The sequence below is a fragment of the Thermococcus radiotolerans genome (assembly GCF_002214565.1).
In the GTDB taxonomy this organism is placed as follows: Archaea; Methanobacteriota_B; Thermococci; order Thermococcales; family Thermococcaceae; genus Thermococcus; species Thermococcus radiotolerans.
Map to the genome: position 1 here is coordinate 1,691,265 of NZ_CP015106.1, position 23,395 is coordinate 1,714,659.

Below are 23,395 nucleotides of genomic sequence, written 5' to 3' on the forward strand. Positions count from 1 at the left end.
GGTTATATACCTATCGCCGAACTTCAACCGGTGGTGAGAGATGGCGAAGGTGATAGTTGACGCCCAGGCCGCGAGGGCGATAGGAAAAGGCGCGATGATAGTCTTCAAAAAGGGTGTTGTGAGAACCGAGGGCGAGTTTTCACCCGGCGACGTTGTCGAGGTGTACACTCGGGGCGGCAAGTTCCTTGGAAAGGGATTCGTCAACCCCAACTCCAACATCATGATCAGGCTCGTTACCAAGGACAGAGACGTTGAGATAAACAAGGAGCTCTTCCGCGAGAGGATTAGGAGGGCCAACGAGTACAGGAAAAAGGTCCTCGGCTACGACAGGGCATACCGTATGGTCTACGGCGAGGCGGACTACCTCCCCGGCCTTATAGTTGACCGCTTCAACGAGATAGCCTCGCTCCAGATTTCGAGCATCGGGATGGAGAAGTTCAAGCTCGACTTGGCCGAGGCCATCATGGAGGCTGAACCTGAAATCGAGACCGTCTTCGAGAAGAACACGGGGAGGAGCAGGCGCAGGGAGGGCCTGCCAGAAATCGAGCGCGTCCTCCTCGGCAAGGAGAAGTACAGGACGATAATCAAGGAGGGGAAGGCGAGATTCATCGTCGATATGCGCGGCCAGAAGACGGGCTTCTTCCTTGACCAGAGGGAGAACCGTATTGCCTTAGAGAAGTACGTTAAACCCGGAATGAGGGTTCTCGATGTATTCACCTACACTGGCGGCTTCGCGATACACGCCGCCGTCGCCGGGGCGGATGAAGTTGTCGCCGTCGACAAGTCCCCCTGGGCAATCAACATGGTGAAGGAGAACGCCAAGCTCAACGGCGTCGAGGATAGGATGAAGTACGTCGTTGGCTCGGCCTTCCCGATCATGGAGGAGATGATAAAGAGGGGCGAGAAGTTCGATATAGTGATCCTCGACCCACCTGCATTCGTCCAGCATGAGAAGGACCTCAAGCGCGGGCTTAGGGCATATTTCAACGTGAACTATGCCGGTTTACAGCTGGTGAAGGAGGGTGGCATACTCGTCACGGCATCGTGCTCCCAGCACGTTGACATGCAGGCCTTCAAGGATATGGTGATAGCGGCCGCGGCCAAGGCGGGCAAGTTCCTCAAGCTCATTGAACCCTACAGAACGCAGGCTCCCGACCACCCGATACTCATGGCCTCGAAGGACACAGAGTACCTCAAGGCGCTCTTCCTCTACGTTGAGGACATGAAGTAGCCGCTCCGTCCGTGGGCGTCTCAGCACTCACGCCGGTCTCAGAGGAGGTGCTTTCTCTTCATCGCGGCCGTTAAAGATTGGGGGTTCACAATTAATGCTTTTTCTACCCCCAACTTTATAGTGTTCACCGACAATCCTTAACCATGTCCCTCCGGGTGTTGGTCTTCGATAGCGGCGACCCAAAGTTCGACCTGGCCTTTGAGGAGGCCCTGGCCAGATTGCGGGCTAGGGATAAGATTCCCGACACCCTTCGCCTCTGGAGGACTTCACGCTCCGTCGTTCTCGGGTACTTCAGAAGCGCCGAGGAGGACGTCAATCTCGACGTGGCCAGTAATGAGGGAATCCCCCTCATCAGGCGCTTCAGCGGTGGGGGTACCGTGTACCTAGACCGGGGCTGCGTGAACTACTCAATAGTCATGAAGAGAGAGGTTGAGTTCCCCATATCGTACCTCTACGGGACCGTCCTCCAGGGCACGCTCACCGCCCTCGAGTCCCTGGGCCTCTCCCCTTACCTCAGGAACACGAACGACGTTGTCGTGAACGGAAGAAAGGTTTCGGGAACCGCCGCGAGCATCAGGTGGGGTGTTCTCTTTCTACACGGCTCTGTCCTGGTTGATGCGGATTTAATGACACTCCGGGCTCTACTCAGGGTCCCGGGGAGACTCAAGCCCTCCGTTGACCCTGTGAAGTACCGCGTGGCAAACCTCCTTGAGTTCGTTGAGGGACTCGATGTGGATAGTGTCATGGATGCTCTGATTGGAGGGTATTCCAAGGTGCTTTCGGAGGACGCTTACGTGGATGAGCCGTCGAAGGAGGAGCTTGACGTTGCCAGGATTCTCTACCGCTTCAAGTACTCTCACGAAGAATGGAACCTCAGGCTCCCCTCATCTCATCTGGCGAGTATTGAGGAAAACGTAGAAACGGAACTGAGAGGGCTGGGCCTCTAACCCTCGAAGAAACCCCTCTCCGCCGCGAGCCTGAGGGTTTTCCTGTAGTCTATCACCCTCGGTCCCGTTCTTGTGAGTCTGGCGGTTATCTCGCCCTCCATCTCGACCTCCCTCTCGCCATCGAGGGCGAAGAGGGTTGGAGTGGTGCGTATCTCAATCTCCTCCCCGAGGGCTACCTCCCTGACCTCACCTATAAGAACCCGCTTGAAGACTCCCGGTGCTATCGGAGCCTTTACCGGTCTGCCCTTTCCTATCTCAAGATACAGCCCGAAATCGTCCTCCTCCTTTACCTCCCTTAGGATTCCGGCGATGGAGCTGAGTCCGATGTTTGAGGGGGAGCAACGGCTGACCACGAGTTCCCGGAGATACTCCGGCTTCCACACGGCCTTTGAGCCGACAAAGGAGTGAGTCGTTGCGGCCGCGTCTACCAGGGCTATGTCCCTCAGCTCGCCGTTTTCGAAGAGCTCTATCCTCTTCGTCCTGTAGGTTCCTTCCTCCGGCGTTACGACTCCGGTCGCTATCGCCGCCACGGCTTCTCCGGCTATCGTGGCCTCTATCATGTATGGGAAGACGTTGTTGGTTCCAGTGGAGATGGGCATTATCGGCGTGTCCCCGCAGGCCTTCGCCACTATCCTGTTGGTTCCATCGCCACCTATCACCACGATGACCGACGCCTCCTCCCTGAGGTTTTCGGCCGCTTTGTAGGTGTCGCGCCAGTCCCCGAATATCTTCATATCCATCAGCTCGACCTCGATGCTCAGGTGCTCCTCCACGGCCCGCTTTGCGCCGGGGATTATCCCGAAGGTCTCGGGCATGCCGATTACCTTCTCCACCCCCAGCTCCTGGAGTATAAGGAGGAGCCTCTCGACTATGCTGACCTTCTCCATGTTGTCGAAGACGCTGGCGTGGGCGACCAGCCGCCTTATGTCCCTTCCGGATTCCGGATTGGCTATTATCCCGACGACTCCTTTCTTCATGCTTCAGCCCCTCACAGGTCTCCGAAGACTTCTTCGGGGTTTTCCAGGTAGTGCTTCACCCGTCCCAAGAACCTCGCTGCTGGAGCACCGTCTATCGCCCTGTGGTCGAAGCTCAGGGACAGGGTCATGACCCTGGCCTTTTTTATCTCTCCGTTCCTCACAACCGGTTTTTCGGCTATTCTATTGAGGCCCAGAATCGCCACTTGGGGTGGGTTTATTATCGGGGTGAACGAGTCAACCTCCAGCATTCCCAGGTTCGTGACCGTGAAGGTCCCCCCGACGAAGTCCTTTTCCTTCAGGAGGCCCTTCTTCGTCCGCTCCACGAGGTCGGAGTACTCATCGAGAAGTTCCTCAAGGCTTTTCTCGTCAACGTTCCTGATTACCGGAGTTATCAGTCCTATCGGGCTGTCTATGGCCACATTTATGTTGATGTCGTCGTAAACCGTTATCTTGTCCCCGTCCATCGTTGCGTTCACGTCTATGAAGTCCCTGATTGCCTTTGCCATGCACTTCAGCATGAGCACGGTGTAGGAGGGCTTCCTCCCGAGCTTTTCGGTAAGTTTTTTTCTCATCTCAACGAGCCCGTCCATCTCCACCTCCATGTTGATTGTGACGTGGACTGCCTCTCGGTAGCTCTCGGAGAGCCTTCCCGCTATCACCTTCCTTATCCCGATGAGCTTGACCTCTCTCAGAACCTTCGGGTAGAAGTGCTCTTTGATGTACCTCTCAAGGTCTTCGAGGGTTACCTCGCCACCCGGTCCGGAGCCCTCAAGCTTCGAGAGGTCTATCTCGTACTGCTCCGCTATCATCCTGACCTCTTCGTCCGTCATGCGATCACTCTTCCGCCTCTATTATGGCTATAACCTCCCCGACGGGCACTTCTGCACCCACGTCGTGGAGTATCTCCACCAGGCGGCCGTCTTCGGGTGCCTCTATCTCACTGGTGAGCTTCTCGGACTGAACTACCGCGATGACCTCTCCTTTCTTGACGTGTTCACCGGCTTTCTTTTTCCATTCCACGATTTCTCCCTTCTTCATGGTCATGCCGAGCTTCGGCATTATTACGTTTACTTTTTTCATAATATTACCTCCAAAATTTACAGATTACAAGGGCAATAGCTGGATTAACCTATATAATACTTGCGAAATACGTATATAGAGGTTTTTTCATTAGTATAGTGTTCAAATCTCTTCTTGGAAATAACCTGGTGAGTAATCTACGTTTTGAAGGAGGAAATGCCATGCCGGTTGAGGAAATACCTAGGGAAACCCTGCTGTGGATGTACGAGACCATGGTGAGGATAAGGGTCCACGAGGAAAGGGTTGCGGAACTCTTCGCCCAGGGCAAGGTACCAGGCTTTGTACACCTATACGTCGGGGAGGAGGCCGTCGCCGTCGGTGTGATGGCCAACCTCCGGAGGGAGGACTTCATAACGAGCACCCACAGGGGGCACGGCCACTACATAGCCAAGGGCGGAGACGTGAAGGCCTCGATGGCAGAGCTGTTCGGGAAGAAGACAGGAAGCGGAAAGGGAAAGGGCGGTTCGATGCACATAGCCGACCTCGACGTCGGCGAGCTGGGAGCCAACGGCATGGTTGGGGGAGGAATCCCACATGCCGTAGGCGCTGGCCTGGGAATAAAGCTCAACGGCCTCGATAACGTCGCCGTTGCCTTCTTCGGTGACGGTGCCTCGAACCAGCAGAACTTCCACGAGGGAATAAACCTCGCCGCCATCTGGAAGCTGCCCGTTGTATTCGTCTGTGAGAACAACCAGTACCAGATATCCCTCTCCTACGACAAACAGCAGACGATAAAGAGCGTGGCCGAGAGGGCCAAAGCCTATGGAATCCCCGGTGTAAGCGTTGACGGACAGGACGTTCTGGCGGTCTACGAAGTCGCCAAGGAGGCCATCGAACGCGCCAGAAGGGGCGAGGGCCCCACCCTGATAGAGGCCAAGACCTACAGGTTCAGGGGCCATTTCGAGGGCGACCCGCAGGTCTACAGGTCAAAGGAGGAAGTAGAGTGGTGGAAGAAGAACAAGGACCCTATAAAGCTCTTCGAAGAGAAGCTTCTCGCCAAGGGGATCGCCACGAGAGAAGAGCTCGATGCAATCTGGGAGAAGGCCCGGAAGGAAATCGAGGAGGCAGTTAAGTTCGCTGAAGAAAGCCCGTGGCCGTCGAAGGAGGAGCTCCTTGAAGACGTCTTCTCCACGCCCACCAAGGGGGTGCTCGTATGGCAGTGGTGAGGGAGATAACCTTCGCACAGGCGCTCAACGAGGCCTTGGACTACGAGATGGGAAAGGATGAAAAGGTCGTCGTGATGGGCGAGGACGTCGGACTCTACGGGGGAATCTACGGGGTGACGGCTGGGCTCTACGAGAAGTACGGGCCCGAGAGGGTCAGGGACACACCGATAGCAGAGAGCGGCTTCGTGGGCACCGCGGTTGGCGCCGCGGCGACGGGTCTGCTGAGGCCGGTCGTGGAGCTGATGTTCATAGACTTCCTCGGAGTTACCTATGACCAGATATACAACCAGGCCGCGAAGATGAGGTACATGTTCGGCGGAAAGGCGAGGATACCCATGGTTCTCAGAACAACGTGCGGTGCTGGCTTCTCAGCCGCTGCCCAGCACTCTCAGTCGCTCCATGCCCTCTTCATCCATGTTCCTGGACTCAAGGTTGTCATGCCGTCCACGCCCTACGATGCGAAGGGACTGCTGATCTCGGCGATAGAGGACGACGATCCGGTAATATTCATAGAGCACAAGGGGCTCTACGCGGTTAAGGGTCCGGTTCCGGAGGAGCCCTACTCGATACCCCTCGGCGAGGCGGACGTGAAGAGGGAAGGAAAGGACGTGACGATAGTGGCAACGGCCGCAATGGTCCACAAGTCCTTGGAAGTTGCAGAGAAGCTCGCGGAGGAAGGTGTGAGCGTCGAGGTCGTTGACCCACGGTCGCTTGTACCCCTAGACACAGACACTATCTTGAACTCCATCAAGAAGACCGGAAGGCTGGTCGTTGTTGACGAGGGCTACCCGAGGGCGGGCTTCGCCACGGACATAGCGGCACTCGCCGCCAGCAGGGCCTTTGAGCACCTGAAGGCGCCGGTCAAGATAATCACACCGCCGGCGACCCCCGTTCCATTCAGCCCAGCCCTCGAAAACGAGTGGATACCCTCCGCAGAGAGAATAGAGAACGCGGTCAGGGAGGTTCTCTGACCTTCCCTTTTTTTTGGAGGCGAAACTATGCTGAAGGCCGCTTTCATGTTCGTTGCACCTGAAGCAAACCCTAGAGAGCACAGAGCGATCATTAGGACTCCAATGGTGGAACTCCACGTTGTCGGCGTCAAAAACTACGACGAGGCCTGTGAAGTTGCAAAAAAGCTCGTTGAGGATGGGATTGCGGCAATAGAGCTGTGCGGAGGTTTTGGTCATATCGGTGTTGCCAGAGTCGTTGAGGCCGTAGGAGGAAAGGTTCCTGTGGGGGTCGTGAGGTTCGACGTTCACCCCGGTTTGGAGGGCAAAAGCGGGGATAGTATCTTCGGGTGATAGTCTTGGAGGAATGGACGTTCTACGTAACCGGGAAGTCCCTCTCGGACACGAAACTGCTCGCGAAGGTCAGGGATTTTGAGGTTCTCGTTGACGAACCCGCCGAGATAGGGGGAACGGATGAGGGGCCGAATCCCGTCGAGTACCTCCTCGTGGCGTTGGCTGGCTGCCTAAACGTTACCATCAGGGGAATCGCAGGGGAGAAAGGGATATCCGTGGAGTCGCTCGAGCTGGCCATCACCGGAAAGCTGAACCCTGCAAAGTTCCAGGGTGTCTCAGAAGAGGGACGTGCAGGCTTCACCGAAGTGACGGTCTCGGTTTATCTGAAGACCGATGCCCCTAAGGAAAAGATTGAGGAGCTTTTGAAGGAAGTAGAGGAGCGCTGTCCTGTCACTGACAACCTAAAAAACAAAACTCCGATTCGGATAGTGCTGAAGGAGTGATCTTTTCTTTTTGCTCTTGTCCAGCTAAAATCAACGGAAAAGGCAGGTGAGAGAATGGGAGTTGAGGAGATACCTAAGGAAACCCTGCTGGAGATATACAGGACTATGCACAAGATTAGGACGTACGAAGAGACGCTGGCGAAGTGGTACTACGAGGGAAAGAGTCCGCGCTTTGACATCTCGGCCGGTCCGATTCCCGGAGAGCTACATCTATCCTCAGGTCAGGAGTCGGCGGCCGTTGGCGTGTGCGTACACCTCAAGGACGAAGATGCGGTTATAGGAACCCACAGGGCCCACCACTTCGCGATAGCGAAGGGGGTCGACCTGAAGAAGATGACGGCCGAGATATTCGGCAAGGCCACCGGCCTATCGGGGGGCAAGGGCGGCCACATGCACCTCTTTGACGCGGCCAAAAACTTCAGCTGTAGCGGTATAGTCGGTGCGAGCTTCCCGCAGGCCGTTGGGGTTGGCATCGCGGCCAAGCTGAAGGGTGAGGACTACGTGGCGGTTGCAGTCGGCGGCGATGGGGCGGCCAACCAGGGAACTTTCCACGAGGCGCTCAACCTTGCAGCCGTCTGGAAGCTACCGGTTATATTCCTGATAGAGGACAACGGCTGGGCGATCTCCGTTCCGAAGGACAAGTCAACGGCCGTCGCCAAGAACAGCGAGAGGGCTAAGGCCTATGGTATTCCGGGGGTCAGCGTTGACGGTGCCGATGTTATAGCGGTCTACGAAGTTGCCAAGGAGGCCGTTGAAAGGGCGAGGCGCGGAGAGGGGCCGAGCCTCATAGAGGTCAGAACGTACAGGCTTAGAGGGCACTTCGAAGGTGACCCGCAGCTCTACAGACCGAAGGAGGACTTCGAGCTGGCGAAGGAGAAGGACCCGTTGGCCAACTTTAAGAAGTTGCTGCTCGAGAAGGGCATCGCCACGGAGGAAGAGCTGGCGAGGATCGAGGAAGCGAACGAGAAGGAAGTTCAGGAGGCCATAGACTTCGCCCTCAACAGCCCGTATCCTGAGCCGGAAGAAGCTCTGAAGGGCGTTTTTGCGGGGGGTGAGTGAAATGGCGAGGAAGCTTCCCATGTACAAGGCGATAGCCGAGGCGATAGCGCAGGAAATGGAGCGCGATGAGAACGTCTTCGTTATGGGCGAGGACATCGGTGCCTACGGTGGAATCTTCGGTGCAACTAACGGGCTCCTTGAGAAGTTCGGCCCCGAGAGGGTCAGGGACACGCCTATAAGCGAATCAGCTTTCATAGGCGCCGCCCTCGGAGCCGCATCGAAGGGCATGAGGCCGATAGTCGAGCTGATGTTCGTTGACTTCTTCGGTGTGGCGATGGATCAGATATACAACCACATCGCCAAGGCGCACTACATGTCGGGCGGACAGGTTAGGATGCCCATAGTCATAACCACAGCCATCGGCGGAGGCTACAGCGACGCGGCTCAGCACTCCCAGTGCCTCTACGGTCTGTTTGCCCACGTTCCGGGACTCAAGATAGTAATTCCATCCAACTCCTACGACGCCAAGGGACTCATGATATCCTCCATACGGGACGACAATCCGGTCATGTACTTCTTCCACAAGGGACTCATGGGGCTCGGATGGATGCCTTCCCCTGATGAAGCCGCGGTTGAAGTGCCCGAGGAGCCCTACACAGTCCCCATCGGTGAGGCCAAGGTCGTGAGGGAGGGTGACGATGTGACCATAGCGACGGTATCTCGCATGGTCTACGAGGCCCTGTGGGCGGCCGAAGAGCTCGAAAAGGACGGGATAAGCGCCGAGGTCATTGACCTGAGAACCCTCGTTCCCCTCGATAAGGAGACCCTCGTAAACTCCGTCAGGAAGACCGGAAGGCTTCTCGTCGTGGACGAGGACTACATGAGCTACGGGATGAGCGGCGAGATAATAGCCACCGTCGTCGAGAGGATAGGGAACGAGCTCAAAGCCCTGCCGAGGAGGATAGCCTACCCGGACGTTCCGGTTCCGTACAGCAGGGTGCTGGAGAGGTTCGTTCTTCCTGACAAGGAGAAGATAGTGAGAACAGTGAAGGACATGGTCGGGTGAGGGGCAGAATGGAGGTAGAGGTCAGGGTACCCCGGACGACGAAGGAGGAAAAGACCGGCGTCCTGCTGAGCTGGTACAAGAACGATGGCGATCCCGTCGAGGAGGGCGAGGAGATAGCGGAGGTCATGATAGAGAAAGTCACCGTGCACGTTAAGGCCCCGGCGAGCGGGAGGCTTAAGATCCTGGTGAAGGAGAACGAGGAGGTGGCTCAGGACCAGGTGATAGGCCTTATAGTGACCTGACCTTTCATTTTTTCAGTATCAAACTGTGCCTCCACCGCGTTCCAGCTTTAAAGCGGACGTCCCTCACGGAGTAGCCCAGTTCTTCTCCCTTTTCTGTTATGGCCTTTATCAGCGGCTTTTTGTTCGGAAGAAAGAGAGCTACCTTTCCCCGGGGCTTCAGGTATTCCAGAGCCTCCTCGATGAGCCTTACAGAGAAGGCCTCGCCGTGTTCACCCCCTCCAACACCTTCCCTCTCCGTTAGAACGCCTTTTGTTGGTCTCTCGTAGTAGGGCGGGGCGGAGAAGATGGCGTCAAAGCGCTCGCCCTCGGGAATTACCCCCCTGATTACCCCTCCGTCGCTCCTGATGAGCTTAACTCCGGCTCCGTTCCTCTCGATGTTCCTCCTCGCGTAATCAAAGAACTCCCCGTCGAGCTCCGTTGCGGTAACATCGCAGTTGAAGAGCTTCTCGGCCATGAGGGCCATCATGGCGGTGTGACCGGTTCCAATCTCCAGAACTCGCTCGCCGCCACGGATGAAGGTTTTCAGAAAGAGGTATCGGGAAACAGGCGTTGTCACGAGCCCGCGGGGATGGTACTCTATCTCCAGCCCGAAGACCGCCTTCGCTATAGCCCTGTTGTAGAGTATCCTCGCTTCTCTGTTTGAGAAGTCGAGCCTTCCGCGTTCGTCAAGGTAGTCCTTCAGCTCCGGAAACAGCTTCACGGCTTCTTTTACCGGCAGTCCGAGCTTTCCATCCTTCCATGCTGGCATGAAAAGAGTTGGGGGTGGGGGGCTTAAAAGCTCAACCCCTCGGGTCCATCAGCCTGCCCATGAAGAGTACCGCCCCCGTTTCCCTGTCCACTATGAGGAACAGGAACGGATGGTCTGCTTTGAATACTTTGTACTCCGGCTCTTCCCCGGGTGCGGAGGCGGCCGTAATTATAACCGCCGTCGCCGCGGCCGCCTCGGTACCGTTCTCGGCAACGCTTATGAAGGTCTTGTGTATCACGTCGCTTATGAAGAGCCTCTCGGCGTCGGTGATTCCCGAGAAGTTCGCCCCACCGCTGAAGGCCTCCCCCATGCCCATGTCGATGAGCGGCTTCTTCAGCGAGTAGCTCGCTTCAAACCTGAACTTGGGAACCGTCACGTCGACGAGCTCCGGCTTCATGCTCTCCCTGAGCTCCCGGATGAACTCCGGCGTGAGCTTTCCCTCGATGCCTGTGGGGGAGTTGTCCCGGGGCAGTATTATCAGCATACTCAGCCTTCCCCCTTCGTAGGGCATCTCGAGGGCCTGGAGCTCGTCGTTCTCGGTGTAGTTGAAGGTTCCCCTCTGGTGCATCATGGGCGCGATTACTTTTTCGCCCGAGGCGAGGGTGAAGCTCTCGTTGGCCGTGTCCCCCGGGTCGAACCTCCTCGACCAGTTAGCCCTGAAGTATATCGCGTTGGTTATCACGAGCCTTGTGTACTCGTTCAGCACTCCTTTCTGGATGAGGTCCTTTATCCTGCCCCTCGTCCGCTCCTCGGCCCAGCTGTTTATCTCCTCCGCCGCTCCGTCCGGGTCCCTAACGAAGTCCACGTTCCTCACGTCGCCCAGGTAAAACTCCCTGATTATCCAGAGGTACCGCTCGTTCACGGGGTAGCCCTTCTGCACCCAGAGCGCGTTGGCGGTGCTGAGGACGTAGGGCCCATTCGATGGATTAAGGGAGAGTATCAGGTATCTGAAGCCCGTCCACCTGGCCTCGTCGTCCCCGGGCAGGTGCAGGACCCTTTCCATCTCCTCCCGCGTGCTCCCGTTCGCCCCCTCGTAGGCCATCGCCAGGGCGACCTCCACGCTGTAGGGCGAGAAGAATACGTTCCCCCCATCTGCGCTCAGCTCGCGGTACAGGTCGAAGGTAAAAGCATTTAGGCCCTCAACAACCGCCTTTTCCTGCCCCTCTTTCAGAACGTCGTTCCCGGTCATCGGAGGGGTAAACGTCTCGCTTGAGGAGTTCTGGGGGATGGTTGACGTTCCGTTACCCCCGCCGGCTATGCAGCCGGACGCAACGACCATAAAGATGACCAGGACTGCCAGTACGTATCTCATGCGGTTCACCCTGGGTTATGTTGGGCGGGATGATATAAATGGCTGGCGATGGTTTCAATCGCGTTTGAAACAAAATGGGAAGAGGGGATCAGAGAAGAGCCAGGGCCGCCATGACCTTGGCGTCCTCGACTAGGTTCTTTATCCAGGCGTACTCGTTGGGCTGGTGGGCCATCTCGTCAAGCGTCGCCCAGACAACCGCTGGAATTCCGAGCTTTCTGAAGTATGCCGCGAAGGTTCCGCCGCCTATTCCTCCGACCTTGGCTTCCTTTCCGCGGAGCTTCCTGAGCGCCTCCTGGAGGAGCTTCACTATCTCGCTGTTCGGGTCGGTTGGCTCCGGGGCGTCCATGCGCTGGAGGATCTCGAACTCTATCTCCGGCAGAACCTTTCCATCGAACTCCTTTCTGTACTTCTCTTTGATCTCCTCGGCCAGCCTCTCGGCGTCTTTCAGAATTTCGTCTATGCTGTACCTCGGCAGAATCCTGCAGTCGAAAACTACTTCGTGCTCGCCGGGAGCTATGTTCGGGCTGTCGGCCGGGCCGTGAACCATCGTCGGCTCGAAGGTGCTCTCCGGTGGGTCGAAGAGCTCGTCTCTCTCGCCGTACTTCTCGTGGAGGAGTTTGTCGAGGTGGTAGGCGAAGTCAAGGGCGACGCGGTGGGCGTTCAGGCCTTTGTCGGGCATGCTGGCGTGAACCTGCTTGCCCCTAACCTTCACCCTGAGCCAGAGGATGCTCTTCTCGGCTACCTCGATGAAGGTTCCGTCCTCGTTTCCGCCGTCGGGCACCAGAACGAGGTCGTCTTTTCTGAACAGCTCCGGGTGCTCCCTCATGAGCCACTCGACGCCGTACTTGCTGCCGGTCTCCTCGTCGCTGACGAATGCCAGGATGACCGTTCTCTTCGGCCTTATCCCGAGGTTCATCATGGCCTTTACCGCGTAGAGTGAAGCCACCAAGCTCTGTCCGTTGTCCTCGCTTCCGCGCCCGTAGACCTTGCCGTCCTTGACGATCGGCTTGAAGGGCTCCGTGACCGTCCACTTGCTCATGTCCCCGGGCGGAACGACGTCTATGTGGGTAAGAATCCATATTCTCGGGCTCTTCTCGCCGTCCCGGCCGTAGTAGTAGGCCAAAATGCTCGGCCTGACGCCGTTCTTGGCCCTTTCATCGGGTGCGTTGTAGACCTCAACCTTGTCGAAGGGCCAGTCCTTGATTATCTCGAGCAGCTTCTGGGCCTTGTCGTACTCACCCTCATAGCCGTAGTCCGGGCTTATGGCGGGGATTTTAATCAGTTCGACGAGGGTGTTAACCATCTCGTCCTGGAGCTTCTCAATCTCCTTTGAGATTTTTTCAAGCTCTGTCATTCCTATCACCACCGTAGATTAGCTCGTTTCCGTTTTTAAACTCAACTAGGTACCTTTTCCCCAGTTCGAAAAGAAACGTTATCAGACGCTCGTAAAGAGGCTCAACTTCGTCCCCAAAGCGTGCCTTCAGGGCCTTTCCTATTTCTTTGACGGTTCTCCGCCCGTCGCAGAGCTCCCACGTGTAGGCCCCTATCTCATCGAGCTCTATCCTTCTGTGCTCGCCGTGGAGCTTCCTCGCCAGAAAGTCAAGCTTGGATTCCATCGGTATGAGAAGGTAGTACTTTCCCTCGATCTTCTTCAGCTCGACCTTCTCGTTGCGCACTGGCACGAGGTTCATGTATTCCTCCATGCTCATTCCTCCGGCGTTCAAAATTTAAAGGTTGGGAAAGGGAAAAGAAGAAATCACTTCTTCTTGCCGGTCATGTAGAGCCAGACCGCTATTCCGGCCAGAAGGACGACACCGAGGACGTTGCTGCTGAAGCCGAAGCTCGGTGCCACGCCTGCAACGATGAGGGCGGCGAAGAATATGCCCATGAGGGCCTCACCAGCGATGAGTCCGGCCGCGCCGAGGACTCCTGGGTCGGTCGGGCTCTCCTCGTCGCTGCCCCTGGCCTTGCCGACGAAGTGTCTGACGAGACCGCCGATGAATATCGGAACGCCGAGGCTGAGCGGCAGGTAGATACCGACCGCGACCGGCATGACAGGGGTCCTGAACTTGGAGCCCTTCATGGCGAGTATCTCGTCGAGGATTATGAGGATTATGGCTATTCCTGCGCCGATGTATATCATGTTCCACTCGAGGTTGCCGGTGAAGACACCCTCGGTGACCTTGGCCATGAGGAACGCCTGCGGGGCAGCCAAGGCGTTCTCCTTTGCCGTCGGGGTTCCGGCTATACCGTAGGCCTGGATGAGCAGGTTGAGCACCGGGGCCATGACGAGGGCCGCGAAGAAGGTTCCGACTATCTCGAAGACCTGCTGCCTCTTGGGGGTGGCGCCGACGAAGTAACCGGTGGCGAGGTCCTGCATAGTATCACCGGCTATAGCTGCAGCGGTACATATGACGGCCGCGACGAGTATGGTCGCTGCCATGCCCTCCATTCCGCTGAGGCCGAGCCCCTTGAGGACGAATGCCGTGAAGAGCAGGCTCATGATGGTGATTCCAGAGACCGGGTTGTTGGAGGAACCAACGACACCCGCGAGGTAGCCGGCTATCGAGCTTCCGAGGAAGCCGACTATGAGGAGTATCACCGCCATTATTGCCGCGATTCCGATGGAGCCGATGATGTGGAAGTAGAGCAGGAACAGCGGAACGACGAATGCTCCTATGAGCACCAGCACGTAGTTGAGCGGAAGGTCCTCCTCGGTCCTGAGTATGGCCTCTCCCGACTGCTTCCTCTTTGCAACCTCAAGGCCTGCCTTGATACCCCTCTTTATCGGGTTCCTGAGCTTGATGAGGCTCCAGAGACCACCGACGACCATCGCACCGACACCCATGTAACGGATCTTGGTGCTCCAGATGGTCCACGCGAGGTCAAGCGGGCTGAGGTCTGTGTGACCCATCTGGCCCGCGTAGAGCGGGATGGCTATGAACCAGGCTATGGCACCTCCGAGGAAGACGAGGAATGCTATGTTGAGGCCGACGATGTAACCGACGGCTATGAGCGCCGCTGAGAGGTCGCTTCCGAGGTAGTAAACGCGAGAACCGACCATCTTTGCGGCCTCGACGGTTCCAGACCAGAGGCCCGAGCTTCCGAAGAGCTTGAAGATGCCGCCGAAGATTCCACCGTAGAGTATCGGCTTGGCGTGGCTTCCGCCCCTGTCACCCGCTATGAGAACCTCTGCACAGGCGGTACCTTCAGGATATGGGAGCCTCTCCTCGACGATGAAAGCCCTCCTCAGCACGATGGTGAAGAGCGCACCGAGGGAACCGCCGAGCGCTGCTATCAGCGTCACGATGTAGTACGGGAAGGTCGTGTAGTAGCCGAGAACGACCAGCGCCGGGAACGTGAAGATTACTCCCGCCGCGAGCGACTCACCGGCTGAAGCGGCAGTCTGGACCATGTTGTTCTCCAGGATGTTTCTGTCCTTGAACGCGAAGAGTATGGCCATTGAGATGACTGCCGCTGGAATGCTGGCGCTTACCGTCATTCCCGCGTACATTCCAAGGTAGGCGTTCGCTGCGCCCATTACTATCGAAAGGACTATACCCAAAATAAAAGCCTTGACGGTGTATTCTGGGAGTGATTTTTCAGGTGGTATGTACGGTTTTAACTCCATAACCTACACCTCCCGAATGGTGGCGTAGTGAGTGAACACTTCTGATGTTAAAAATGTTTTGCTAAATCGGCATTTTTACAAGTTCTACAAAATATTTGTCATTGTAGTGTAACATTTAGTAATACAAGCAGATGTAGTCATGTATACCCTTGGACCAAATGTTATAATGTACTCATCTGATCCTAACTTATGTGTCAAAAAATTCATATTGGTCTCAGCGGCATGGGGTAATGCCTTATATACCCTCACTGTGATACCCCTACGTCTGCAAAAGAAATCGGGGGTGTATGGGTGATTGAGATAACCTTCCTCGGCAGTGGGGGCGGTAGGTTCATCACGATAACGCAGTTCCGCTCCACCGGGGGCTTCCACATCCGCGCCAGCAGGAACATCTACGTTGACCCGGGGCCTGGTGCACTGGTTCGCTCCTGGCGCTACAAACTCGACCCCAGAAAGCTCGATGCCATCTTCGTCTCCCACCGGCACGTTGACCACTGCAACGACGTTGAAGTTCTGATCGAGGCCATGACGGGTGGTGCACTCAAAAAGCGTGGCATGCTGATAGCCTCGAAGAGCGTCGTCTACGGCGACGATACTCATACTCCCGCGGTCAGCAAGTACCACATGGACGTCCTTGAGAGCATACACATTCCCGAACCTGGGAGCAAGATAGCAATCGGCGAGGAGGAGTTCATAATAACTCCAACCGTTCACTCCGACCCAACCACCATAGGCTTCCGCATGAAGACCCGCTGTGGGGATATATCGTACATCCCGGACACGGCCTACTTCGACGAGCTCTTGGAGTGGCATGACGGCTCAAGGCTGATAATCGCCGCCGTAACGAGGCCCAGGGACATGGGGATTCCATACCACCTGAGCACAGACGACGTCGTCACGATGCTCAAAAAGATGGAGGAAAAGCCTGAAACCCTGATCATGAGCCACATCGGCATGAAGATGCACTTCGCGAACCCCTACAAGGAAGCCAAGTACATCGAGACCGTCACCGGCGTCAAGACGTACGTCGCCAAAGAGGGCTTCAAGGTAATGGTGGAGAAGAACGAGATATCGGTGAGAACGCTGAGGCCGGCGAGGTTCGTTTGATTGTATTTGGCCGATACGGGGGTTCTTGCCTTCATTTTTCCTTTTCTCTCTTGTCCCTCGATTCCCCTCAGATTTTTAGAGTCGTTTTGATGCTCGAGACATGATCTACAAGTAAAAGAACAAAGGCTCAGCCCTTTCTCATGGCTTCCTCGGCGGCTTTTCTGACCGTTTCATAGGCCAGCTCGAAGAGCTCGTCGCGCCTCTTCTCGCTCGGCGCCTCGACGACGACGCGGATCTTCGGCTCCGTGCCGCTCGGCCTCACGAGGACCCACGAGCCGTCTTTCAGCTGGAAGCGGTATCCGGAGATCGTGAGAACTTCCTTCGTTTCATCCATGAGCCTCTCTTCGAGGACCTTGTAGGCCCTCTCCAGGGTAGCCTTCTTGAACTCGTCCGGGCACTTCACGTTCTTCTTTGTGAGGTAGTAGGTCGGTATCTCCTCCCGGATTATCTGGGAGAGCGGCTTTCCGCGCTCGTCTATGAGCTTTATGAGCAGCCCCATGGTCACGAAGCTGTCTATCCACGGCCCGAACTTCGGGTGGACCAGCTTCCACGGCTCCGCCGCGAATATGGCCCCATACTTCTTTATTCCATCGTGGGGCTGGCCGAGGGGAACCCTAACGACCCTCCCTCCAGCGTTCTCAACGACGTGGTCTATCCTTGAGCCCGTATCTATGGAAACGACCACCGTCCCCCCGCCGTGCTCCTCCACGTAGAGCTTCGCGAAAAGGGCTATGACGGTGTCCTCGTTCACGTACTGGCCCTTCTCATCGAAGATCGCTATCCTGTCGGCGTCTCCGTCCTGGGCGACGACGAGGTCAACGCCGAGCTCCCTCGCCAGCTCGCCGAGGTAGGCTATGTTCTCGTACCTCGGTTCGGGTTTTCTTCCAGGGAAGTGGCCGTCAACGTGGGCGTTCACGCTTATAACTCTCGCCCCCATCTCGCGGAGCAGGTATGGGGCAAGAACGCTTCCCGCGCCGTTGGCGCCGTCGTAGAGAACTTTGAGCTCAGTCTCGTGATTCACGAAGTCGAGAACGGCCCCAATGTACTCGTCGATCACATCGAGGGTTTTTACGGTCTTTATCTCATTCCATGCGGCCTTCCTGAAGTTTCCGGAGAAAACAAGTTCCTCAAGCTCCTTCTCCTGCTCCACATAGAACTCGGTTCCATCGCCATTGAATACCTTTATCCCGTTGTCGGTAGGCGGGTTGTGGCTCGCCGTAATCATCACGCCCGCGTCGCCGTTTTCCCTGGTCGCCCAAGCTAAAGCTGGCGTTGGGATTAAATCAGCATCGAGAACCTCCGTTCCCGTCGAGAGGAGTCCCGAGATGAGGGCGTTCTTGAGCATCACGCTGGATGTCCTTCCGTCCCTCGCAACGACGACGGTTTCTCCCTCGATGTACGTCCCCACTGCCTTTCCAATGTCCATCGCGAGATTCGGGGTGACCTTCTCCCACAGGGTGCCCCTAATTCCAGCGGTACCGAAGAGCCTCATATCACCACCATGACTACTTGGGAGGCGACTTAAATACCTTTAGCCACGTAGATTGCCAGCCCGCGGTAGTTCACCAGCCTCATCCCCCGGGGCATCGTATCGCCCGCCAGGGGCAGGATGTAGACGGGGAGTCCGAGCCTTTTTCCGAGGTTCAGGATTGGTCTCACTATCTCCGGCGTGGGTCTGACCGAGTAGAGGGCGTTGGCGTTCCTGTACAGCTCAAGCCTCGGGGTGAATAGGTCATCTCGAACCGCGTTTATACCCAGTTCCTCGGCCCTCTTAACCGACTCGGGGTTCCAGTCCACTGCCAGAACGTCGTATCCAAGCTCCTTTAATCTGAGTGCGACCTTGAACTGGAAGCCTATGCCCAGCTCCACAATCTTTCCCTTGGGCACTTCTCTCGCGAGAAACTCCGCGAAATTCTCAATGTGCATGGAAGAAAATGGGAGAGGAAGTTTAAAAAGCTTCAGAACACCGCTTTTCCGGTGTCTTTTTTGAAGACGTGGGCTTTGTTCATGTCGAAGACTACGTCGATCTCGTGTCCTTCCCTGACTTTTGACTCTGACCTGAATGCACCCAAAAACGTCACTTCCCCAACGTGAAGGTGCACAATTTTCTCGCTTCCCAGGTTCTCGATGATGTCAACCATTGCCCTAGTCATGTTCTCCCCCGGAATCTTGACCTGCGCGAACATTGCGTCATAAATGTCCTCCGGGCGAATTCCAAAGATGACCTCCTTTCCGATCAGGTTTTCTTCCCTCAAAACTTCAACCTGGTTCGGCAACAGTTTGAGCTTGAACTCTCCGAAGTCTGCAAAACCGTCCTCGGTGATTGTCGCGTCCATGAAGTTCATCGGCGGGCTTCCGATAAAGCCTGCAACGAAGGTGTTCGCCGGTTTGTCGTAAACTTCCTCTGGCGTGCCCACCTGTTGGAGGACTCCAGCGTTTATCACTGCGATCCTGTCGCCCATCGTCATTGCCTCGACTTGATCGTGGGTGACGTAGATGGTTGTGACCCCGAGTTGCTTCTGAAGTCTCTTTAATTCCGCGCGCATTTTCACCCTGAGTTTGGCGTCCAAGTTGCTGAGTGGCTCGTCCATGAGGAAAACCTGAGGTTTTCTCACGATTGCCCTGCCCAGGGCGACACGTTGCCTCTGGCCGCCGCTTAATTCTCTGGGCTTTCTCTTGAGGAGTTCGGTTAATCCGAGCATTTCGGCAACTTCTCTAACGCGCTGGTCAATCTCCTGCTTGGGGACTTTTCTCAGTTTAAGCGGGAAGGCAATGTTGTCGTAGACAGTCATGTGCGGGTATAGAGCGTAACTCTGGAAGACCATGGCGATGTCTCTATCCTTTGGTGGGATGAAGACACCTTTCTCCGGATCTGCGACGAGTTTATCCCCAATGTAGATTTGGCCTTTGGTTGGTTCTTCTAAACCGGAAATCATTCTCAGCGTCGTTGTTTTTCCGCAACCGCTCGGCCCGAGGAGGATCATGAACTCCCCATCCTTAACGTGAAGATTCATATCCTTAACAGCCGTGAAATCACCGAACTGCTTCCACACGCCGATGAGCTTTACTTCCGCCATGCTCTCACCCCTCAAAGGGAAAAGTAGGAGGTCAGCGCCTCCTCTTGAGGAGGAGCGGTATCAGGGCCAGGCCCGCTATGATGCCCGGACCGCAGATTCCTCCGCCCGGTGTGGTCGTGGTTGTTGAGCTCGAGCTGGTGGTCGTTGGAGCCGTGGTGGTTGTTTCGCTGGGAGTGGTTGTCGTCTCGCTCGAGGTAGTGGTGGTTTCCGTTGGGGTCTCCGTCGGCGTTGGCTGCTCACCGCCGGTTCCTTCAACGAGCGGTATCATGAGCACCGTCGCCAGGGTCTTCTTCTCAAGGTCGTAGCTGCTGAGCTGCTCCTCCTGAGTTGGCTTGAAGCCCTCCGGCACGAGTTCGTCAACGACCCTCGGTGCGAGGTTGTCTATGACCGCCTGCGGATCTGCTCCGCCCAGCTTCCACTGCTCTGCCTCAACAGCTACCGGCCTCCACTTGTCCGGACCGTAGCCGTCCTGGGAACCAACGATGACCGCGGTGTAGAGTCCGTAGTCGGATATGTTCAGGTACTTCTTCGGGACTTTTACTATTATGGCGTTCTTGACCGGGTCGGCCGAAATCTGCATCTCACCCTGGTAAACAGTTCCGTCAGGGAGGACTATCAGGTTTCCGTAGTCCCAGCCGGCTATTCTCAGCGCGAGGTCCCACGGGTGGTTCGGGTCGAGCTGGACGTTGCTTCCCGGCCCATCCGGGAACATCTTGATGGCGCTCGTGTTGCCGCCCTCCTTGAAGTCGAAGTAGGCCTCGATTATCTGGAGGCTGAAGCCGTTGGGTCCGTTCCACGGGTTGCCTCCAAGCTCTTTGAAGTAGAACTCCAGCGTCCAGTCGTCGCTTCCCTCGACCATCTTGAACTTGAGCAGGTCGAGGTGGCCCGGAACGAAGACCTTATCGGTGGCGTGGGTGTAGGTTCCCGGCCCGTGGTCGTCTCCCTCAGGGTCGTTCACGACTATGCCCTGCTTGAGAAGCGGCAGTGCCTTGACCGTGGCGAGCTTTATCTCGTTGGCGTCGTAGCTGCTCAACTGCTCCTCCTGGGTCGGTTTGAAGTTGACGGAAGCGAGGAGGTCCAAGACGCGCGGGGCAACGTTGTTGATTACAGCCTGTGGATCGGCACCTCCAACCTTCCACTGCTCGGCTTCGACTGCAACGGGCCTCCACTTGTCCGGACCGTAACCGTCCTGGCTTCCTGTGAGGACAACTCCCCAGAGACCGTAGTCCTCGTTTATCCCGATGTACTTCTTCGGGACTTTTACTATGATGGCATTCTTGACCGGATCGGCTGAAATCTGCATCTCACCCTGGTAAACAGTCCCGTTCGGCAGAACTATGAGGTTGCCGTAGTCCCAGCCCGCTATTCTGAAGGCGACGTCCCATGGATGGTCTGGATCGAGGTTAACGTTGGCTCCCGGTCCGTCGGGGAACATCTTGATGGCCGAACTGTTTCCGCCGTCCTTGAAGTCGAAGTAGGCCTCGATTATCTGCAAACTGAAGCCGTTCGGCCCGTTCCAGGGGTTACCTCCGAGGTCCTTGAAGTAGAACTCCATGACATAGCTGTCCGTCTGCTCGAGCATCCTAAAGCGGAGGAGGTCGAAGGCACCCTCAACGAAGACTTTGTCCGTCGGGTATGTGTACGTTCCAGGCCCGTGATCGTCGCCCTCCAGGTCCGTTATGTCTGCTATGACGACTCCCTTGACCTCGGTCGGGAGCTTGAGCTCCACCGGGGTGCTTATCACCTCAAGGTTTCCGTTCTTGACCGTCGAGACCGCGAAGTAGAAGTCAGAGGGGGTTTCTATGTAATCGAAGGGAAGGACAACTTCGATTCCCTCACTCGTCTCCTTAACTGCGGCATCCCCGAGCTTCTCGCCCTTCTCGTAGTCGGTCGCACCGTAGATTTCCGCCTTACCGTTTCGGTAAACGATGTGCTTGGTTATCATCAGGCCGACGCTGTCCTTTGAGAACGGGAACATGGAATAGCGCAACTCGCTCGGCTTCTCCTGGAGGAGCGTGAAGGTGTTTCCTGCCCTCTTGCCCTTCTCCCAGATGCTCACCTCGAACTTGTCCAGGCTGCCCTTAACGACGAAGTGCACCCCATCACCATCGAAGTAAACGCTCACGCCGCTTGAGCTTGGTGACATGCTGGAGAAGTTCTTTACCTCTCCCTCCTTGAGCCCGACCAGGCCCCTCGTGGTGTAGGGCTCGCCGTCCGGGAAGTAGTTTCCGAAGAGGTAGCTCGGCGGCTCGACTCCAGCCAATTTGTACATCTCATAGAGGTAGGTCTTCAGGTAGCGGTCGAAGGTGTAGTCCTGCCCGCTGTCCTGGTCGCTTCCGTACCACCAGAACCAGTCGCTCGCTTCAGCCCTCAGCAGGTACTCATAGGCCTTGTTCCAGTCGGCCTGGCTCATTTCCCCCTTGTTCTCCATCAGGGTCTTTCTCGCCAGGTAGAGCCAGTACCAGCCGTAGTTCTCCTGGGGCTCGCCTATCCACGTGGAGAGGGTTCCGTCTATCCAGCTGCTCTCGGGCCACTGCATCTCCTCCTTGACCCCTGTCATGTCGTAGAGCTCGCCGAGGCTCTGGGCTTTGAGGAGGGCGTTAACGTTGTCGCCCGTGAGGTTCAGCCTTTCCATCATCTGGGGCGTGAGCTTGTTGGCCTTGTCACCGTAGAGCTGGATGTACTCGCTCGGGGTGAGGGTTCTTATGAGGCCCTGCTCCTGGAGTTCGGTCAGCTTCTTGTAGAGCTCGGTGAGGAAGAGCTTGCCGTCGTACGGGTAGTGCTCCCACGGGTTCTCGCCGTCGAGCGTAACCACATAGACGAGGCTGCCATCGTAGTTCTGCTTCTGGAGCTTGAGGAGTTCGTTGACGAAGTCCTCAACGGCCTGGTACTGGTTCATTCCGCCGTAGGTGAAACCAACACGGTCGCTGAGCGCGTGGTCACGCGGGAAGAGGTAGATCTTCTTTCCATTGAACTCGGCCACCCAGGGCTTGTAGTAGTTCTCGACGGTTCCCTCGATTCCGAGCTTTCCGAGAACCAGCTGGTCGGTCATGACCCACTCCCAGCCGTTGTCGGCGAGTATTTCGAGGGTCTTGTCGTTGAGGGCGCTCTCAGCCGCCCATCCCCCCTTTGGAACCGCGGTTCCGCCGCCAAGGTACTGTTTGTACAGCTCGTCCGCCTTCTTGACCTGGTCGTTGAAGTCGCTCTCCCATCCGAAGTCGTTGAGTATCGGGCCTATCGGGTGCGCGTAGGGAACTACCGTAACCTCGACGTTGCCGTTTCCGAGGAGGAGGTTTATCTCCTCGTGCTCCTCGAAGGTGTGGTTGAGGAGCCACATCTGGGCGTCAAGAACGGTTTTGACGTCCGCCCTTGTATAGCCGCCCTCGTCAACCTTGTCGTAGAGGGCCTTGAGCTCGGGGTGGGTCATTATGTAGTTGTAGTCTATCCAGGCGAGGTTGAAGAGCACGGCGAGGTCTATGTAGTCCTGCTCTGTGAACTCGTTCGTAACTGCCACCTTCTGCTCCTCAAGTGGCAGATTGGCGTACTTTGCCTTCGCCTGAAGCATCTTGTTCTTCAGCTCGGTGTAGCGGTTCCAGAAGTCCCTTATCGGGTTGCCGTTGGGGTCGGTTATCGGCTCGCCGTTCCAGGGGATGGTGTGGTCGAAGAACCCTCCCGGTGCCTGGAGCATGAACCACTTCTCGTCAACCGTCAGGGGTTCTCCGTTGGCTATCTTCTCGGTGACTATCTGATAGTTGTCCTTGGCACCGTTCATGTAGTCCGCCAGCTGGGCTATGAGGGAGCCCGATAAATCAATCGTGGCGTGAACGTCCGGATACTGGCTGAGGTAATAGGCCATCTTCCAGTAGTTGTTCGCCGCGTGAAGCCTGACCCACGGTCTTGTATATATCCCCTGAATCGGGTCGTAGTAGTAGGGCTGGTGCTGGTGCCACACTATTATGACGTTGAGCGGCTTCGGCTCCGCCGCTCCAACGGTCTTAACGTTCGCTCCAACGATGCTTCCAAGCATCAAAATTGCAATAAAGAGGGCAACCACCCGTCTCATGATAT

22 protein-coding genes are annotated in these 23,395 nt (G+C 56.5%); 10 read left to right on the forward strand and 12 right to left on the reverse strand.

Annotation, left to right across the window (positions count from 1 at the left end; translation table 11 throughout):
• Positions 1–40 precede the first annotated feature (40 nt).
• Positions 41–1,231 (forward strand): class I SAM-dependent rRNA methyltransferase, encoded by a 1,191-nt coding sequence (locus A3L10_RS09350; protein ID WP_088867357.1) that lies wholly within the window; start codon positions 41–43, stop codon positions 1,229–1,231.
• A 143-nt stretch (positions 1,232–1,374) separates the two neighbouring features.
• Entirely contained in the window at positions 1,375–2,178 is an 804-nt protein-coding gene (locus A3L10_RS09355) for a lipoate--protein ligase family protein (protein WP_088867358.1), read from the forward strand.
• Here the strand turns inward: A3L10_RS09355 and A3L10_RS09360 are convergent.
• Genes A3L10_RS09360 through A3L10_RS09370 form a run of 3 tightly spaced genes read right to left on the reverse strand, consistent with a single transcriptional unit; the run spans position 2,175 to position 4,235 of the window.
• Positions 2,175–3,155 (reverse strand): NAD(+)/NADH kinase, encoded by a 981-nt coding sequence (locus A3L10_RS09360; RefSeq protein WP_088867359.1) that lies wholly within the window; start codon positions 3,153–3,155, stop codon positions 2,175–2,177. The two genes, A3L10_RS09355 and A3L10_RS09360, sit on opposite strands and share 4 nt — an antisense overlap.
• Before the next feature lie 11 nt (positions 3,156–3,166).
• Entirely contained in the window at positions 3,167–3,985 is an 819-nt protein-coding gene (locus A3L10_RS09365) for a dihydrolipoamide acetyltransferase family protein (protein ID WP_088867360.1), read from the reverse strand.
• A 4-nt stretch (positions 3,986–3,989) separates the two neighbouring features.
• The gene (locus A3L10_RS09370) at positions 3,990–4,235 is read right to left on the reverse strand and encodes a biotin/lipoyl-containing protein (RefSeq protein WP_088867361.1); all 246 of its coding nucleotides are present in this window, start codon (positions 4,233–4,235) and stop codon (positions 3,990–3,992) included.
• 161 nt (positions 4,236–4,396) lie between these two features.
• On the opposite strand from A3L10_RS09370, the gene A3L10_RS09375 reads away from it, so the two are divergent.
• From A3L10_RS09375 to A3L10_RS09405, 7 genes are read left to right on the forward strand one after another with little or no spacing between them, the layout of a single operon-like run.
• Positions 4,397–5,401, forward strand: coding sequence for a thiamine pyrophosphate-dependent dehydrogenase E1 component subunit alpha (locus A3L10_RS09375; protein ID WP_088867362.1), 1,005 nt, complete (start codon positions 4,397–4,399; stop codon positions 5,399–5,401).
• Positions 5,389–6,372, forward strand: a complete 984-nt coding sequence (locus A3L10_RS09380) for an alpha-ketoacid dehydrogenase subunit beta (RefSeq protein WP_157726929.1) — start codon at positions 5,389–5,391, stop codon at positions 6,370–6,372. The genes A3L10_RS09375 and A3L10_RS09380 overlap by 13 nt, the downstream gene beginning before the upstream one ends.
• Positions 6,373–6,399: 27 nt before the next feature.
• The gene (locus tag A3L10_RS09385) at positions 6,400–6,702 is read left to right on the forward strand and encodes a DUF6506 family protein (protein ID WP_088867363.1); all 303 of its coding nucleotides are present in this window, start codon (positions 6,400–6,402) and stop codon (positions 6,700–6,702) included.
• Entirely contained in the window at positions 6,699–7,145 is a 447-nt protein-coding gene (locus tag A3L10_RS09390) for an OsmC family protein (RefSeq protein WP_232460977.1), read from the forward strand. The genes A3L10_RS09385 and A3L10_RS09390 overlap by 4 nt, the downstream gene beginning before the upstream one ends.
• Before the next feature lie 54 nt (positions 7,146–7,199).
• Positions 7,200–8,204: a thiamine pyrophosphate-dependent dehydrogenase E1 component subunit alpha gene (locus A3L10_RS09395; RefSeq protein ID WP_088867365.1), complete on the forward strand. Its 1,005-nt coding sequence runs from the start codon at positions 7,200–7,202 to the stop codon at positions 8,202–8,204.
• A gap of 1 nt (position 8,205) precedes the next feature.
• Positions 8,206–9,210 carry an alpha-ketoacid dehydrogenase subunit beta gene (locus A3L10_RS09400; RefSeq protein WP_088867366.1) on the forward strand — a complete coding sequence of 335 codons (1,005 nt, stop codon included), beginning with the start codon at positions 8,206–8,208 and terminating at the stop codon, positions 9,208–9,210.
• A gap of 8 nt (positions 9,211–9,218) precedes the next feature.
• Positions 9,219–9,452 (forward strand): lipoyl domain-containing protein, encoded by a 234-nt coding sequence (locus tag A3L10_RS09405; RefSeq protein WP_088867367.1) that lies wholly within the window; start codon positions 9,219–9,221, stop codon positions 9,450–9,452.
• A gap of 4 nt (positions 9,453–9,456) precedes the next feature.
• Here the strand turns inward: A3L10_RS09405 and A3L10_RS09410 are convergent, their stop codons facing one another.
• The 5 genes from A3L10_RS09410 to A3L10_RS09430 all read right to left on the reverse strand — a co-directional run bounded on the left by A3L10_RS09410 (position 9,457) and on the right by A3L10_RS09430 (position 15,143).
• Positions 9,457–10,200, reverse strand: a complete 744-nt coding sequence (locus A3L10_RS09410; RefSeq protein WP_088867368.1) for a methyltransferase domain-containing protein — start codon at positions 10,198–10,200, stop codon at positions 9,457–9,459.
• A gap of 31 nt (positions 10,201–10,231) precedes the next feature.
• Positions 10,232–11,512, reverse strand: coding sequence for a serpin family protein (locus A3L10_RS09415; protein ID WP_088867369.1), 1,281 nt, complete (start codon positions 11,510–11,512; stop codon positions 10,232–10,234).
• Positions 11,513–11,600: 88 nt separating this feature from the next.
• Positions 11,601–12,866, reverse strand: coding sequence for a M20 family metallo-hydrolase (locus A3L10_RS09420; RefSeq protein WP_088867370.1), 1,266 nt, complete (start codon positions 12,864–12,866; stop codon positions 11,601–11,603).
• Positions 12,853–13,215, reverse strand: a complete 363-nt coding sequence (locus A3L10_RS09425) for a PqqD family protein (RefSeq protein ID WP_088867371.1) — start codon at positions 13,213–13,215, stop codon at positions 12,853–12,855. The genes A3L10_RS09420 and A3L10_RS09425 overlap by 14 nt, the downstream gene beginning before the upstream one ends.
• Positions 13,216–13,268: 53 nt before the next feature.
• Positions 13,269–15,143: an OPT family oligopeptide transporter gene (locus A3L10_RS09430; RefSeq protein ID WP_088867372.1), complete on the reverse strand. Its 1,875-nt coding sequence runs from the start codon at positions 15,141–15,143 to the stop codon at positions 13,269–13,271.
• 291 nt (positions 15,144–15,434) lie between these two features.
• Between A3L10_RS09430 and A3L10_RS09435 the strand changes: the two genes are divergently transcribed.
• Positions 15,435–16,250 carry an MBL fold metallo-hydrolase gene (locus A3L10_RS09435; protein WP_088867373.1) on the forward strand — a complete coding sequence of 272 codons (816 nt, stop codon included), beginning with the start codon at positions 15,435–15,437 and terminating at the stop codon, positions 16,248–16,250.
• Positions 16,251–16,377: 127 nt separating this feature from the next.
• Here the strand turns inward: A3L10_RS09435 and glmM are convergent, their stop codons facing one another.
• Genes glmM through A3L10_RS09455 form a run of 4 tightly spaced genes read right to left on the reverse strand, consistent with a single transcriptional unit; the run spans position 16,378 to position 23,390 of the window.
• The gene (gene glmM, locus A3L10_RS09440) at positions 16,378–17,742 is read right to left on the reverse strand and encodes a phosphoglucosamine mutase (RefSeq protein WP_088867374.1); all 1,365 of its coding nucleotides are present in this window, start codon (positions 17,740–17,742) and stop codon (positions 16,378–16,380) included.
• A 29-nt stretch (positions 17,743–17,771) separates the two neighbouring features.
• Entirely contained in the window at positions 17,772–18,176 is a 405-nt protein-coding gene (locus A3L10_RS09445; protein WP_088867375.1) for a UPF0146 family protein, read from the reverse strand.
• Positions 18,177–18,208: 32 nt separating this feature from the next.
• The gene (locus A3L10_RS09450; RefSeq protein WP_088867376.1) at positions 18,209–19,327 is read right to left on the reverse strand and encodes an ABC transporter ATP-binding protein; all 1,119 of its coding nucleotides are present in this window, start codon (positions 19,325–19,327) and stop codon (positions 18,209–18,211) included.
• 31 nt (positions 19,328–19,358) lie between these two features.
• Positions 19,359–23,390, reverse strand: a complete 4,032-nt coding sequence (locus A3L10_RS09455; RefSeq protein ID WP_088867377.1) for a glucodextranase DOMON-like domain-containing protein — start codon at positions 23,388–23,390, stop codon at positions 19,359–19,361.
• Between the last annotated feature and the right edge of the window lie 5 nt (positions 23,391–23,395).

Excerpts from the sequence above, each read along its gene's own strand:
- A3L10_RS09415 (WP_088867369.1), bottom strand. The coding sequence starts at position 11,512 with ATGAGATACGTACTGGCAGTCCTGGTCATCTTTATGGTCGTTGCGTCC.
- A3L10_RS09450 (WP_088867376.1), bottom strand. The coding sequence starts at position 19,327 with ATGGCGGAAGTAAAGCTCATCGGCGTGTGGAAGCAGTTCGGTGATTTC.
- A3L10_RS09420 (WP_088867370.1), bottom strand. The coding sequence starts at position 12,866 with ATGACAGAGCTTGAAAAAATCTCAAAGGAGATTGAGAAGCTCCAGGAC.
- A3L10_RS09410 (WP_088867368.1), bottom strand. The coding sequence starts at position 10,200 with ATGCCAGCATGGAAGGATGGAAAGCTCGGACTGCCGGTAAAAGAAGCC.
- A3L10_RS09400 (WP_088867366.1), top strand. The coding sequence starts at position 8,206 with ATGGCGAGGAAGCTTCCCATGTACAAGGCGATAGCCGAGGCGATAGCG.
- A3L10_RS09350 (WP_088867357.1), top strand. The coding sequence starts at position 41 with ATGGCGAAGGTGATAGTTGACGCCCAGGCCGCGAGGGCGATAGGAAAA.
- A3L10_RS09355 (WP_088867358.1), top strand. The coding sequence starts at position 1,375 with ATGTCCCTCCGGGTGTTGGTCTTCGATAGCGGCGACCCAAAGTTCGAC.
- A3L10_RS09425 (WP_088867371.1), bottom strand. The coding sequence starts at position 13,215 with ATGGAGGAATACATGAACCTCGTGCCAGTGCGCAACGAGAAGGTCGAG.
- A3L10_RS09385 (WP_088867363.1), top strand. The coding sequence starts at position 6,400 with ATGCTGAAGGCCGCTTTCATGTTCGTTGCACCTGAAGCAAACCCTAGA.
- A3L10_RS09430 (WP_088867372.1), bottom strand. The coding sequence starts at position 15,143 with ATGGAGTTAAAACCGTACATACCACCTGAAAAATCACTCCCAGAATAC.
- A3L10_RS09445 (WP_088867375.1), bottom strand. The coding sequence starts at position 18,176 with ATGCACATTGAGAATTTCGCGGAGTTTCTCGCGAGAGAAGTGCCCAAG.
- A3L10_RS09380 (WP_157726929.1), top strand. The coding sequence starts at position 5,389 with ATGGCAGTGGTGAGGGAGATAACCTTCGCACAGGCGCTCAACGAGGCC.
- A3L10_RS09370 (WP_088867361.1), bottom strand. The coding sequence starts at position 4,235 with ATGAAAAAAGTAAACGTAATAATGCCGAAGCTCGGCATGACCATGAAG.
- glmM (WP_088867374.1), bottom strand. The coding sequence starts at position 17,742 with ATGAGGCTCTTCGGTACCGCTGGAATTAGGGGCACCCTGTGGGAGAAG.
- A3L10_RS09455 (WP_088867377.1), bottom strand. The coding sequence starts at position 23,390 with ATGAGACGGGTGGTTGCCCTCTTTATTGCAATTTTGATGCTTGGAAGC.
- A3L10_RS09395 (WP_088867365.1), top strand. The coding sequence starts at position 7,200 with ATGGGAGTTGAGGAGATACCTAAGGAAACCCTGCTGGAGATATACAGG.
- A3L10_RS09365 (WP_088867360.1), bottom strand. The coding sequence starts at position 3,985 with ATGACGGACGAAGAGGTCAGGATGATAGCGGAGCAGTACGAGATAGAC.
- A3L10_RS09360 (WP_088867359.1), bottom strand. The coding sequence starts at position 3,155 with ATGAAGAAAGGAGTCGTCGGGATAATAGCCAATCCGGAATCCGGAAGG.
- A3L10_RS09375 (WP_088867362.1), top strand. The coding sequence starts at position 4,397 with ATGCCGGTTGAGGAAATACCTAGGGAAACCCTGCTGTGGATGTACGAG.
- A3L10_RS09405 (WP_088867367.1), top strand. The coding sequence starts at position 9,219 with ATGGAGGTAGAGGTCAGGGTACCCCGGACGACGAAGGAGGAAAAGACC.